The sequence below is a fragment of the Acrocarpospora macrocephala genome (genome assembly GCF_009687865.1).
GTDB lineage: Bacteria > Actinomycetota > Actinomycetes > Streptosporangiales > Streptosporangiaceae > Acrocarpospora > Acrocarpospora macrocephala.
This window is the reverse complement of sequence record NZ_BLAE01000079.1, coordinates 14,835-28,486: the sequence shown is the minus strand read 5'-3', so window position 1 is coordinate 28,486 and position 13,652 is coordinate 14,835. Positions and strand designations below refer to the sequence as shown.

The window sequence follows — 13,652 nt, the reverse complement described above, 5'->3', positions numbered from 1 at the left end:
CCCTTGTATCGGTAAGGCCTCTTACCATCGTGACCTTGTGGTCGAATTGTCCGCGCTTGTCTAGCAATGGCACTTGACGTTTTAGCGGGGGCCGGTGAGCACGGAACAAAAGACCGGAGAACGGGAACGGGCCAAACGCTTCGCGCTGCGGAACTGGCGCGTGCCAACCCGGCTGACCGCCCTGATCCTCGCGCCGACCCTGATCGCCGTCATCCTGGCGGGCATCCGGGTCACCGAATCAGTCGACAGCATCGCCGCCAACGAACGCACCCTGGCCGCCGCCGAGTACGCGGCCCGGCTGCGCGACCTGAGCCAGCAGCTCGCGACGGAACGCGACCGCACGGCCTGGGTGGACGGCCTGATCGGGGTGCGTGCCTCGCTCCGCGATCCCGGCCGCGTCATCCAGCAGCAGGAATACGACCTCAACCAGCAGAAGGCCACCGTCGACCGCCTGCTGGCCGCCTCCATCGACGACGTCAAGCAGATCGACGAGTCCTACGGCGAGCGCGCCGCCGAGGAGGCCAGGCAGACGCTCAGCCGGCTGGAGGTCATCGCCGACAGCCACGCCGCGGAACGCGACAAGGACGCGGCGACCTCGGTCTTCTTCGACTACGGCCAGGCCATCGCCACCATCCTGCGCCTGCACGACGAGCTCGGCGAGATCAGCGACGACCCGCAGGTGGTCGCCGCCTCCCGGGCCCTGTCCGCGCTGGCCCACGCCAAGGACGAGGCCTCCCAGCAGCGCGCCGTGCTGACCACGGAGCTGCTGGAGCCGCGCCAGGCCTTCACCCCCGACGACCTGCAGCGCTTCCTCGGCTCCTGGTCCCGGCAGGCCGGCTATACCACCGCGTTCAACGCCGAGGCCGACACGGCCGCGTTCACGGCCTTCTACAAGGCCCGCAGCGTGCCGGCCGCCAGGGACGTGGAGATGACCAAGGCGTGGGCGGTCGCGCTCGGCTCCCGCAACCACGCGCTGCGCCCGATCCCCGGCCGGGTGATCACCGCGCAGGAGTGGTTCAAGGACAACACGGCCGCCCTGGAGGCGCTCACCGGCGTGGAGCAGCAGGTGGCCGACCAGGTGCTGGGCCGGGCCTCCGCGCTGCAGTCCGCCGAGCAGCGCAGCGCCCTCATCGCGGGCGGCCTCATCCTCGCGCTGATCCTGCTGGTGCTGGCCACCACCGTGCTCATCGCCCGGTCGATGGTGCGCCCGCTGCGCCGGCTGCGGGCCGAGGCCCTGGAGATCGCCGGGATCCGCCTGCCCGAGGTGGTGCGGCGGATGCGCGAGGCCGGTGAGCCCCAGCAGCCCGCCGACGACCACTCGGTCACCGTGGACAGCGCCGACGAGATCGGCGAGGTGGCGCAGGCCTTCGACGAGGTGCACCAGCAGGCGGTCCGGCTGGCCGCCGAGGAGTCGCAGCTGCGCAACAACGTCAACGCGATGTTCGTCAACCTGTCCCGCCGGACCCAGACCCTGGTGGAGCGGCAGATCTCGCTCATCGACGGCCTGGAACGCGGCGAGCAGGACGGCACCCGCCTCGCCGACCTGTTCAAGCTGGACCACCTGGCCACCCGCATGCGCCGCAACAGCGAGAACCTGCTGGTCCTGGCCGGGCACGAGCCCGCGCGCAAGCGCAGCCAGCCCGCCCGCCTGGTGGACGTGGTCCGGGCGTCGCTGTCGGAGGTCGAGGGCTACGAGCGGGTCACCGTGCGGGTGCACCGTTCCGCGGCCGTGGCCGGGCACGCGGCGAACGACGTGGTGCACCTGGTCGCGGAGCTGGTCGAGAACGCGGTCGCGTTCTCCTCGCGGGACACCAAGGTGATCGTCTCCAGCAGCCCGATCGAGGGCGGCGCGGTCCTGCTCGCGGTCAGCGACACCGGCATCGGGCTGTCCCCCGAGGAGATCATGGAGATCAACCGGCGGCTGGCCGAGCCGCCCACCGTGGACGTGTCGGTCTCCCGGCGGATGGGTCTGTTCGTGGTCGGCCGGCTGGCGCAGCGGCACGGGATCCGGGTGCAGCTGCGGCCGGGCGACGTGACCGGGCTGATCGCGATGGTGCTGTTCCCGGCTGAGCTGATCGCCAACCCGGACGCCAAGCCGGTGGCCACCGGATACGGCGAGGTGCCGGCCTGGCCGACGCCCGCGGCCATCGAGCCCACCGGCGCGTTCCACATGCCCACGACCACCAGCGGCCTGCCGGTGCGCAGGCCGGTCCCGCCGCAGGAACCGCCCCGGCACGCGCCGCGGGAGATGCCCAGGGAGCCGGCCTCGTCCAACGGGTGGTCCGCGTTCGGCGCGCCGCCCCGGCCGCCGGGCCGGCCGGAGCAGGCGGGGGAGATCACCGCCGCGTTCCCGGCCTTCACCGAGCATTCGGGAGCGTTCCCGGTGCTGGGCGCGCCGTCGTACGAGCCGCGGGCGGAGTCGCTGGAACGCGGCGACGAGTACCTGCCGATCTTCGCCTCGGTGGAGTCGGCCTGGTTCCGCCGTCCGGACCAGAAGCCCCCGGTCGTGCCGCCGCAGAGCACGCCGCCGCAGGGCGTGCCCATGCCGGGCGTGCCGCCGCAGGCCGTACCGCCGCAGAGTGCCTGGCGGTCCAGCGCGGACACCGGCTACCGCGCGGCGGCGGCGGCCAACGAGCCGGCCGCGGGCGGGGTGACGCCGGCGGGGCTGCCCCGCCGCACGCCCCGGGCGAATCTGGTGCCAGGATCGGTGAACGCGGCGAGCTCCCCGCCCGCCACGGCCCCGCCGGTCTCGCCAGAAGCGGTGCGGGATCGGTTCTCCAGCTTCCAGCAGGGTGTACGGCGGGGCCGCGCGGAAGCGGCCGGCGAATCGGCCGACGGATCGGCGAATGAGAGGGAGGGCTCGTGAACGAGCTGAGCGTCGAGGCGCGCAGGTTCGACTGGCTGATCACCGAGTTCGTGAGCGGCACCCCCGGCGTCGCGCACGCCGTGGTGGTCTCCGCCGACGGCCTGCGGCTGGCGAACTCCGACGGCTTTCCCCCGGACCGGGCCGACCAGCTGGCGGCGGTGGCCGCCGGGCTGCTCAGCCTCACGGCGGGCGCCTCCCGGGTGTTCGACGGCGGCGAGGTGACCCAGACCGTGGTGGAGATGCAGCGCGGCCTGGTGCTCGTGATGGCCATCAGCGACGGCTCCTGCCTGACCGTGCTGGCGGCGCCGGACTGCGACATGGGTCTGGTGGCCTACCAGATGACGCTGCTGGTCGAGCGCGCAGGTCAGACGCTCACGCCGGCGTTGCGGGCCGAACTGCAGACCAGTCGCCGGTGATGTTCGGTGATGCGTGGACCTGAGGGTACGGAGGACGAGCCGCTCTTCCGTCCGTACGCCGTCACCGGAGGACGTGCGGAACCGCGTTACCATCTGGCGATGGAGACGTTGGTCTCCACGGTGACGTTCATGAGCGATGACTACTCGATGCTCGAGCCCGAGCAGGAAGCGATCATGACGCTCTGCCGTTCCGTGCGTTCGGTCGCGGAGATCTCCGCGCTGCTCCGGGTCCCCCTCGGCGTGGCGCGGGTGCTGATCGCCGACCTGGCCGACGAGGGTCTGGTCCGCCTGCACATGCCGCAGCTCAACCAGGGACAACCAGACCACAATTTGCTCGAAAGGGTGCTCAGTGGACTTCGCAGGCTCTAGTCGCGGCCTGACCTCGACGAAGATCGTCGTGGCGGGCGGGTTCGGCGTGGGCAAGACGACCTTCGTCGGTGCCGTCTCGGAGATCCTTCCGCTGACGACCGAAGCGGTGATGACCGATGCCAGCACCGGCATCGACGACCTCGGGCTGACGCCGAACAAGACCACCACCACGGTGGCCATGGACTTCGGCCGGCTCTCCCTCGACCAGGACCTGATCCTGTACCTGTTCGGCACGCCCGGGCAGCACCGTTTCTGGTTCATGTGGGATGACCTGGTGCGGGGCGCGATCGGCGCGGTCGTGCTGGTGGACAGCCGCCGGTTGGCCGACAGCTTCCCGGCCATCGACTACTTCGAAGAGGCCCAGCTGCCCTTCGTGGTGGCGATGAACGGCTGGGACGGGCAGTTCCTGCACGCCGAGGAGGAGGTGCGGGAGGCGCTGTCGCTGGCCGCCACCATTCCGGTCATCCGTACGGACGCGCGTTCCCGGGAGGCGGTCAAGTCGACTTTGATCACCTTGGTGGAATATGTGCTGACGGTGCGGTCGGCGTACGGGAGACCGTACTAGCCAGAAAATAGGCAATAAGGGCCATGCGCTGGAACCGGCACATGGCCCTTAGCTTTGCCCAGATAAAGATCATTAAATGGTGATTTATGGTGATTTGTCCGGGTTTGCAAAGTGGACCGGGACGTGAGCTGAATCCGGATTCAAATCGGACCGTGAACGTCCAGCTAACAATGTCCCGAAAAGTCTTGATCTATCTTGATATGGACTGCAACACTCCCTCTTTGGTCTGCTGCTCGCAGGCATCAAGGCACCTATGAAGGAGTAGCGGTCGTGTCCCGTATCCGGTACACCCGTCAACTGCCGGCTGCTTTCACTGCCGCCGGACTTGTCCTCGCGCTGGCCGCGTGTGGTGGATCAAGCACCTCGCCGGACTCCACCGCGGCGGCGGCGCCTAGCGCCACGACGGTTCAGCTCGACCCCAACGCTGATCTCAGCAAGCAGAGCCTCTCCATGTCGATCTGGGAGGGGTACAGCCCGCCGGACCTCCCCGAGCGGATCAAGAAGGATCTGAAGTTCGATCTGAAGATCGCTCCGCATGCCACCAACGAAGAAATCATGGGCAAGCTGACCACCGGCCAGGACACCAGCTTCGACCTGGTGTTCGTCTCCGGTCAGTACGCGCAGGCGCTCAACGAGGCCGGTCTGCTCGAGCCCCTGCACCCCGAGCTGATCCCGAACCTGGCCAACCTCTACCCCGAGGCCGCCAACCTGTCCTACGACAAGGGCAACGTCTTCTCCGTGCCCTACACCTGGGGCACCACCGGCATCTGCTACCGCACCGACCTGGTGGACGCGCCGCCGACCAGCTGGAACGACATCCTCGTCCCGAAGGGCAAGGCCGTCGGCAAGGTCCTCATGATGACCACCGAGCGCTGGCTCGCGCTGCCCGCGCTGAAGGCCCTCAAGAAGTCGATCAACACCACCTCCGACGCCGACCTGGCCGCGGCCAAGGATCTGCTGCTCAAGGCCAAGTCGACGATGCTCGCCTTCGACGACACCACCTTCGGCACGAAGGTGGCCGAGGGCCAGGCGGCCATGGCCGTGGCCTGGGACGGCTGGTGCCCGACGGACAAGCCGAAGGTCAAGTTCGTCATCCCGACCGAGGGCAGCGACCTCTGGGCGGACACGATGGTGATCCTGAAGTCCTCCAAGAACAAGGAGGCGGCGCACGCCTTCATCAACTACATCCTGGACCCGAAGGTGCACGGGTGGGTGGCCGCGAACATCCTCTACAAGGTCCCCAACAAGGCCGCGATGGACAGCGTGGACCCCGCGCTCTACGCGTCCTACCCGCCGCTCGCGATGACGCCCGCGAAGTTGCTGGAGGGTGAGTCGATCATCGACCTCGGCCAGGACTCGGTGAAGTACACCCGCCTGTCGACCGAGGTCCAGGCAGCTCAGTAAGGCCGTTGGTGTGGCGGCGGGCGCTTGTGGCGCCCGCCGCCCTGCCGTCCCCACCGGACATTGATTGCGATCGGGAGACAGACGAATGGTTGAGCAGCCGCTGACGGTGCTCTTCATGCCGGAGAGCGCCTACGGGCCCACCAACAACTGCATCGGCATCGGCGACGTGCTGCGCCGCCGCGGGCACCGGGTGGTCTTCGCCGCGGAGGCGTCCTGGAAGGGCAAGCTGACCGCCCTCGGGTTCGAGGAGGACCTGGTCGACCTGGCCGAGCCCGCCGAGGACGCGGGGGAGCAGGACGCCGGCCAGTTCTGGAAGGACTTCATCCGCGACACCGCGCCGGAATACCGCAAGTCCACCCAGGTGCAGCTGGAGACGGTCACCAAGCCGATCTGGGACGCGCTGATCGACGGCGCGAAGTACTGCGAGCCGCAGCTGAAGGACATCATCGCCCGGGTCAAGCCGGATGTGATCGTCGAGGACAACGTCATCACCTTCCCGGCGCTGCTGACCGCGGGCGTGCCGTTCGTCCGGATCATGTCGTGCAACCCGCTGGAGGTGCGCGGCGACGGCGTGGCCCCGGTCTTCTCCGGCCTGCCCGCCGACGGCACCGGCTGGGCGGAGTTCCGGGCCGAGTACGACCGCACCCACCGGGAGATCTGGACCGCGTTCAATGCCTGGGTGGTCGAGCAGGGCGCCCCGCCGCTGCCGGACCTGGACTTCATCCACGAGGGCGACGCCAACCTCTACGTCTACCCCGAGATCATCGACTACACCGCAGAGCGCCCGCTGGATCCGTCGTGGACCCGGCTGGACTCCTCGGTCCGCGAGACCGATGAGTCTTTCACGCTTCCGTTCGAGCGCGGCGATGAGGCGTTGATCTACTTCTCGCTCGGCTCGCTCGGTTCGGCCGATGTGGAGCTGATGCGGCGGGTGATCGACGCGCTGGGCCGTACACCGCACAAATACATCGTCTCCAAGGGCCCGCTGCATGCGGAAATCGAGCTCGCGCCCAATATGTGGGGTGCGGAGTTCGTGCCGCAGACTAAGATCATTCCGCTGGTCGACCTCGTCATCACCCACGGCGGCAACAACACCACCACCGAGGCGCTGCACTTCGGCAAGCCGATGATCGTGCTGCCGCTGTTCTGGGACCAGTACGACAACGCCCAGCGGGTCCACGAGACCGGTTACGGCGTCCGCCTGAACACCTACACGTTCACCGACGAAGAGCTCTACGCGGCGCTCGACCGCCTGCTCGGCGACACCGAGCTGCGCGAACGCCTGGCCGTCGCCGGCGCGGAGATCCGCCGCCGGGACGGGTTGCGGGTTGCCGCAGATGTCATCGAGAAGGTCGCTGCCAAGTAATAACATGCCATACGTCCGGATTCGTGCATGATGTGTGATTCGCCGATCTGGTAATGGTGTGTTCCAATTTCTGATGCCACAGAAGGCACACGCGTGACAGGCGAGAGGTTTAGAAGCCAGTGACAACGCACGACCCGCGAGGTGGCCGAGCGATAGGGAACGGGCCGGAGCCCACGGCTTCGGCGGCTTCCTCCGGCTCCCGCGCTGCGTTTATGCGGCTGGGCAACTGGCGGGTGCGCTCCCGCCTGGTCGCGCTGATCCTCCTGCCGACGGTCGTCGGCGTGCTGTTCGCCGGTGTTCAGCTCACCGCGGCGATCAGCACGTCGGCCGAGTACCGCCGGCTCACCCAGGTCGCCGAACTCGTGGTCCAGCTGGACGAGATCAACCACGAGCTGGCCAGAGAACGCGACCTGATGGCCATGTACAGCGCCGAGGGCTTCCGCAACTCCCGGAAGAACCAGGTACTCAACCAGCAGAACAAGGTGGACGGCATCCGGGGCCGGGTGATCGAGTCGCTCCAGACGCTGGACGAGTCGCAGCCCACCCGCGTGCTCAACCAGGCCAAGCGCATCACCGGCTGGCTCCAGGGCCTGGAGGGGCACCGCAAGGGCCTCATCAACAGCCAGGTGCCCGCCCGAGGCGCCATCGGCATGTACACGCGCATGATCGCCGACATCAGCGTGCTCCACGAGGACCTCGGCCGCAGCGGCGCCGACCAGCAGCTGTTCGGCGACAGCCTGGCGCTGACCGCGCTCAGCCGGGCCAAGGAGAACCTGTCCAGGAGCCGCGGCATCCTGACCGTCGCGATCATCGCCAAGGGCAAGCTGGACTACGACGACCTCTCCGACTTCCTCACGGCCGTCCGCAACCACGACGCGGACCTGGTGACCTTCCAGAAGGAGGCGTCGCCCGCGATCGCCGCCCTCTACAAGAGCACGGTGCAGGGTCCCGAGGTCGAGCGCACGCACTCGATGCGCGCGCTCGCGCTCGCCCAGGTCCGCGCGGGCACCTTCATCGGCAACCTCGACCTGCTCCGCAGCAACGACGCCTCCAGCTGGTACAACGCGGCCTCCTCCACCATCGACCTGATGCGCGAAGTGGAGAAGGACCTCGGCGCCGAGGTGGTCACGCACAGCCAGTCGCTGCAGGACAGCGAGCAGCGCAGCGCCATCATCTCCGGCGTCCTGATCCTGGTCCTGCTGGCCGTCGTGCTGGCCATCACCGCCCTGGTGGCGAGCTCGCTCACCCGCCCGCTGCGCCGGCTGCGCCGGGAGGCCCTGGAGATCGCCGGATCCCGGCTGCCGGACACGGTCCAGCGGCTGCGCGAGTCCGGCGAGTCCGCCGAGGCCCCCGACGTGTTCCCGATCGGGGTCACCACCAGCGACGAGATCGGGGAAGTGGCCCGGGCCTTCGACGAGGTCCACCGCGAGGCGGTCCGGCTGGCGGGCGACGAGGCCAAGCTGCGCAGCAACGTCAACTCGATGTTCGTCAACCTGTCCCGCCGCACCCAGACGCTGGTGGAACGCCAGCTGTCCCTCATCGAGGGCCTGGAGCAGGGCGAGCAGGACGACCAGCGGCTCGGCAACCTGTTCAAGCTGGACCACCTGGCCACCCGCATGCGCCGTAACAGTGAGAACCTCCTGGTCCTCGCCGGGCAGGAGCCCGCGCGCCGGTGGGGCCAGCCGGTCCCCGTGGTGGACGTGGTCCGCGCCTCGCTGTCGGAGGTGGAGAACTACGAGCGGGTCAACATCCAGATCCAGCCGGGCGTCGCCGTCGTCGGCCAGTCGGTCAACGACGTCGTGCACCTGGTCGCCGAGCTGGTCGAGAACGCGATCTCCTTCTCCCCCCGGGAGACCAAGGTCGCCGTCTCCAGCAACCGGATCGACGGCGGCGGACTGATGATCTCCGTCAGCGACGTCGGCATCGGCATGACCGGCGAGGAGCTCGCCGCCGCCAACTGGCGGCTGGCCAACCCGCCCGTCGTGGACGTGTCGGTGTCCCGCCGGATGGGCCTGTTCGTGGTCGGCCGGCTGGCCCTGCGGCACGGCATCCGGGTGCAGCTGCGCCAGCAGGACATGGGCGGCCTGACCGCCATGGTGCTGCTGCCCGAGTCGCTGCTCTCCCAGCCCGCCGCGTTCCCCGGCATGCCGCAGCAGCCCGCCGCGCTGCCCGGCGGCCCCCAGCAGTACGGCCTGCCGCCCGCTCCGGCGTTCGGGCAGCCCGCGCTGGCCAGCCCCACCTCGTTCGAGACGATGGCCCGCCCGCCGGTCTTCGGCGCGGACGCCCCTGGCATGGGCGCGCCCGAGCCGTGGCGGCGTGGCCGGTTCGAGAACTTCGAGCAGCGCAACCAGCAGGGCGGCTTCGACCGTACGCCGCCCGCCCTGGAGCGTGGCCAGGAGCGCGGCCCGTTCGACACCGGGTCCACCACCAACCCGTTCGGCACGCGCAACCCGTTCGAACCGGCTGCCGGGAGCAACCCGTTCGACACCGGGCCCAACCGCAATCCGTTCGACCCGGGCGGGCGCAGCCCGTTCGAATCCGGTGCCTTCGGCGCCGGGAACGCGACCGGTCCCAACCCGTTCGACCCGAGCACCTCCGGCGGATTCAACACGACCGGTCCCAATCCGTTCGATCCCAGCACCTCCGGTGGATTCGGGGCCGGCAACACGACCGGGCCGAACCCGTTCGACTCCGGCGCCTTCTCCTCCGGTTCCTACGCCTCCCCCCGACCCTTCGACAACGGCGCCCCGCCCGAGACGTCCTGGCCCGGGCAGCCGCCCACGCCCGGCAGCCCCAGCTGGCCTGGCGGGCCGCAGGGCGCTCCAGGAGAGCGGGGCAACGGCTGGCCGGGGCGGCCGTTACGCGGCCCGTTCGAGCCGGACGTGGACAACACCGGCCCGCTGCCGGTGGTCCGCAGCTCACCGCTGGAGGAGATCGACGAGTTCCTCCCGATCTTCGCGGCGGTCGAGTCCGACTGGTTCCGCCGGTCCGCGCCCAGCTCGGAAGAGCCCGACGGGGACGCGGAAGGCGGTCCGGCCGAGCGCAAGGCCTGGTCGTCCCCGGCTGACGCGGGCTGGCAGGCCGCCAAGGCCGCAGCCGAGCCCGCCCTGGGCGGGGTAACCTCTTCCGGTCTGCCGAAGCGGGTGCCCAAGGCCAACTTGGTCCCCGGTTCCGCGGACTCCAAGCCGTCCTCGGCGGTCGCGGCGGCCGCCGTTGCGCCCGCCGCCGTTCCCGCCGCACCGCCCGGCCCGATGCCCGGGGTCTCCCCCGAGCGGGTGCGCAGCCGCCTGTCGAGCTTCCAGCAGGGCGTACGGCAAGGCCGTGCGGTGGCCAGGGGTGACATCAGCGAGGAGCAAGGATGGCCTGGGGCCGTCCACAGCGGTCCTGAGAGCGATAAGGATGAGGCATGAGGGAAATGAGCCAGGCCGCTCGCGGCGTCAATTGGCTGATCACTGATTTTGTGAACAACGTCCCAGGCGTGGCCCACACCGTGGTGGTCTCCGCCGACGGATTGCCCCTGGCGTACTCCGAGGGGTTCCCCAAGGATCGGGCCGACCAGCTGGCGGCGGTGGCCGCCGGTCTGATCAGCCTGACGCAGGGCGCGTCCCGGGTGTTCGAGGGTGGCCCGGTCACGCAGACGGTGGTCGAGATGCAGCGCGGGCTGCTCCTGATCATGTCGATCAGCGATGGTTCGTGTCTGGCCGTGCTGGCGGCGGCCGATTGTGACATGGGCTTGGTGGCCTACCAGATGACGCTCCTCGTCGAGCGCGCGGGTCAGGTTCTCACGCCAGCGGTGCGGGCCGAGCTCCAATCCTCGCATCCCCGTTGATCGACACTAGGAGGACGCGGTGGCAGGCGGCTGGACAGGCGAGCCCCCGGCGGAAACCAGCTCGCTGGTACGGCCGTACGCGGTAACCGGTGGCCGGACGTCGCCGCGGATGCAGCTCGCTATGGAGGCCCTGGTCTCCTCGGCGACCGCCGGGCACGTCGATCTCTCGACGTTGACCCCGGAGCGCCAGGCGATCAGTTCGTTGTGTCGGCAGGTGCGCTCGGTGGCGGAGATCTCGGCGCTGCTGCGGATGCCGCTCGGGGTGGCCCGGGTGGTGATCGCCGACATGGCGGCCGAGGGGTTGGTGCACGTGCACCAGCCGCAGCTGGACGCGGGTAAGCCGGACTTGGGCTTGTTGGAAAGGGTGCTCAGTGGACTTCGACGGCTATAACCCCGGGGCAGGCGCCGCGGGCGCCGGCCGGGGCCTCACCTCAACGAAGATCGTCGTTGCGGGCGGCTTCGGGGTCGGGAAGACGACTTTCGTGGGAGCGGTGTCGGAGATCGTGCCGCTGACCACGGAGGCGGTGATGACCGACGCCTCGGCCGGAATCGACGACGTCGGGCTGACCCCGCACAAGACGACGACCACGGTGGCGATGGACTTCGGCCGGGTGTCGCTGGATCAGGATCTGATCCTGTATCTGTTCGGCACGCCTGGTCAGCACCGTTTCTGGTTCATGTGGGATGACCTGGTGCGTGGCGCGATCGGCGCGGTGGTCCTGGTGGACACGCGCCGGTTGGCCGACAGTTTTCCCGCCGTGGACTATTTCGAGGAGGCCCAGCTGCCCTTCGTGGTCGGCGTCAACGGCTTCGACGGGACCTACCCGCACGGGGAGAACGAGATCAGGGAGGCGCTCACGCTGTCTCCGCACATCCCCGTGGTCCGCACCGACGCGCGGGCCAGGGACTCGGTGAAGAGCACGCTCATCACGCTGGTCGAGCACGCGCTCACCATGCGGGTGGCCGTCCCCGGCTGGCAGCGCTAGCCGGGGACGGCGGTTTCGGTCATTCCGGTTGAGCCGCGGAATCCGCTAGATCTCCGTTAGATCGGAGTCGCCACAATCGCGCTCGCCCAGGCGGGCAGCTCGACGATCTCGGACAAGGTCAGGCCGCTCTTCTCCAGCAGCGTCTGATATTCCGCCCGGGTCCGCTCCATCCCCTCCCCGATCAGGCCCAGCATCCGCATGTCGGCGTCCAAGCCGACATGCGGAGAATCGTCGTCGGGGAGGACGATCTCCACTACCAGGATCTTGCCCGTGGAGGGCATCGCGGCCCGGATGTTGCTCAGGATCCGGACCGAGTCGTCGTCGCCCCAGTTGTGGATGACATTGGCGAGGATGTACACGTCCCCGACCGGGATGTCGTCCTGGACGAAGAAGTCGCCCACCACGCACTCGCATCGATCGGCCAGACCGGCCGCCGCGATCGCCTCCCGCCCGGACGGGATCACCCGGTCCAGGTCGAACAGCACACCGCGGGTCCGCGGGTGGGCGGCCAGCACGGCGGACAGGATATGCCCGCGCCCGCCGCCCACGTCCACCACCCGCTCGACGCCGGCGAAGTCGTAGTGGTCGGCCAGGCCGCTGGCGAACGGGATCGCCCGGCGGGACATGTAGTCGTCGAAGATGACCGCGGTCTCCGGGTGTGCGCCCAGATAGCCGTAGACCCCTCCGTGCAGCTCGCGGAAGGCCGAGACGCCGGACTTGACCGTCTTGGGAAGCCTGCCCATGCCGTTCCAGTACGCCTCCTCGCCTACCAGCCGGATGCCCGACCGCAACGAGCCTGGCGAGTCGTCCGCCAGGAGCAGCCCTGCCTCGGTGACCTCATAGCCCTCCGGCACGCTGCGGACGAACCCCATGCCCGCCAGCTCGCGGAGGACCCGCCGGACCGACTGGGGGTGGGCGTCGCAGCGCGCGGCCAACTGGTCGGCGCTGAGCGGCCCGTCCCGCAGATGGGCGGCGAAGTCGAGTTCGGCCATCGTGGACAGCGCGGCGAAGCGTGAAATGCCGTGAATCGCGTCCCAGACGGCGTCGGCGGGGTTAGCGGTCACCTGGTCTCCATCTCATGATTGGTGGTTATGCCGCGAACCATCCGGCCGACGTCGGCGCGGAGCTTGACGAAGGCGTCGAGTTCGCGGGTGCGGATCTGATCGCGGGGTCCCGGCAGGTCGACGGTGAGGTCGCCCACCACGGTTCCCGGCGCCTTGCTGAGCACGACCACGCGGTCCCCCACGTAGACGCTCTCGTCCACGTCGTGGGTGATCAGCAGGATGGTCATGCCGTGATGCGCGCAGACCCGGAGCACCAGGTCTTCCAGCTCTTCCCTGGTCTGCGCGTCCACCGAGCCGAACGGCTCGTCCATGAGCAGCAGCGACGGCCGGTAGGCCAGCGCCCGGGCGATCGACACTCGCTGCTGCATGCCGCCGGACAGCTCCCAGGGGAACTTGGCGGCGGCGGCGCCCAGGCCCACCTCGGTGAGCGCGGCCATCGCCGCCTCGTCCCTGGCCTTGCGGTCCAGGCCGCGGCGGCGCAGCGGCAGGCCGACGTTGGCCAGCGCCGACAGCCACGGGTAGAGGGATCGGCTGTAGTCCTGGAAGACCACGGCCAGGTTGTCCGGCGTGCTCTCGACCGGCCGGCCTTCCAGCAGGACGGCGCCGCCGCTGGGCTTGATCAGCCCCGCGATGGACCGCAGCAGGGTGGACTTGCCGCAGCCGGAGGGGCCGACGACGCAGACCACCTCGCCCTGCTTGACGGTCAGATTGATGCGGTCGATGGCGCGATATGCGCCGTAACTGTGGGTCAGATCGACTAACTCAAGCACCGGAGCTTCCTAGATCT

The 13,652-nt window shown here is 69.4% G+C and carries 12 protein-coding genes; 10 read left to right on the top strand and 2 right to left on the bottom strand.

Annotation, left to right across the window (positions count from 1 at the left end; translation table 11 throughout):
- Positions 1 to 94 precede the first annotated feature (94 nt).
- From Amac_RS45685 to Amac_RS45640, 10 genes are all read left to right on the top strand, one after another.
- On the top strand, positions 95 to 2,866 hold the full coding sequence (locus Amac_RS45685) for a sensor histidine kinase (protein ID WP_155360695.1): 2,772 nt from the start codon (positions 95 to 97) through the stop codon (positions 2,864 to 2,866).
- Positions 2,863 to 3,282 (top strand): roadblock/LC7 domain-containing protein, encoded by a 420-nt coding sequence (locus Amac_RS45680; protein WP_155360694.1) that lies wholly within the window; start codon positions 2,863 to 2,865, stop codon positions 3,280 to 3,282. Before Amac_RS45685 ends, Amac_RS45680 begins: the two co-directional genes overlap by 4 nt.
- A 9-nt stretch (positions 3,283 to 3,291) precedes the next feature.
- The gene (locus Amac_RS45675) at positions 3,292 to 3,651 is read left to right on the top strand and encodes a DUF742 domain-containing protein (RefSeq protein ID WP_155360693.1); all 360 of its coding nucleotides are present in this window, start codon (positions 3,292 to 3,294) and stop codon (positions 3,649 to 3,651) included.
- Complete coding sequence (locus Amac_RS45670; protein ID WP_246264718.1) at positions 3,632 to 4,216, top strand: GTP-binding protein; 585 nt, start codon at positions 3,632 to 3,634, stop codon at positions 4,214 to 4,216. The genes Amac_RS45675 and Amac_RS45670 overlap by 20 nt, the downstream gene beginning before the upstream one ends.
- 270 nt (positions 4,217 to 4,486) lie before the next feature.
- Positions 4,487 to 5,620: a polyamine ABC transporter substrate-binding protein gene (locus Amac_RS45665; RefSeq protein WP_155360692.1), complete on the top strand. Its 1,134-nt coding sequence runs from the start codon at positions 4,487 to 4,489 to the stop codon at positions 5,618 to 5,620.
- A gap of 85 nt (positions 5,621 to 5,705) precedes the next feature.
- Complete coding sequence (locus Amac_RS45660) at positions 5,706 to 6,986, top strand: glycosyltransferase (protein ID WP_155360691.1); 1,281 nt, start codon at positions 5,706 to 5,708, stop codon at positions 6,984 to 6,986.
- Between the two features lie 212 nt (positions 6,987 to 7,198).
- Positions 7,199 to 10,396, top strand: coding sequence for a nitrate- and nitrite sensing domain-containing protein (locus Amac_RS45655; RefSeq protein ID WP_155360690.1), 3,198 nt, complete (start codon positions 7,199 to 7,201; stop codon positions 10,394 to 10,396).
- Positions 10,393 to 10,815 carry a roadblock/LC7 domain-containing protein gene (locus tag Amac_RS45650; protein ID WP_155338173.1) on the top strand — a complete coding sequence of 141 codons (423 nt, stop codon included), beginning with the start codon at positions 10,393 to 10,395 and terminating at the stop codon, positions 10,813 to 10,815. Before Amac_RS45655 ends, Amac_RS45650 begins: the two co-directional genes overlap by 4 nt.
- Before the next feature lie 19 nt (positions 10,816 to 10,834).
- Positions 10,835 to 11,206 (top strand): DUF742 domain-containing protein, encoded by a 372-nt coding sequence (locus Amac_RS45645; RefSeq protein ID WP_155360689.1) that lies wholly within the window; start codon positions 10,835 to 10,837, stop codon positions 11,204 to 11,206.
- The gene (locus Amac_RS45640) at positions 11,187 to 11,801 is read left to right on the top strand and encodes a GTP-binding protein (RefSeq protein WP_155360688.1); all 615 of its coding nucleotides are present in this window, start codon (positions 11,187 to 11,189) and stop codon (positions 11,799 to 11,801) included. The genes Amac_RS45645 and Amac_RS45640 overlap by 20 nt, the downstream gene beginning before the upstream one ends.
- Before the next feature lie 56 nt (positions 11,802 to 11,857).
- Here the strand turns inward: Amac_RS45640 and Amac_RS45635 are convergent, their stop codons facing one another.
- A complete protein-coding gene (locus Amac_RS45635; protein WP_246269129.1) occupies positions 11,858 to 12,865 on the bottom strand; it encodes a methyltransferase in 1,008 nt (335 codons plus the stop codon).
- A complete protein-coding gene (locus Amac_RS45630; protein ID WP_155360687.1) occupies positions 12,862 to 13,635 on the bottom strand; it encodes an ABC transporter ATP-binding protein in 774 nt (257 codons plus the stop codon). Before Amac_RS45630 ends, Amac_RS45635 begins: the two co-directional genes overlap by 4 nt.
- Positions 13,636 to 13,652 lie beyond the last annotated feature (17 nt).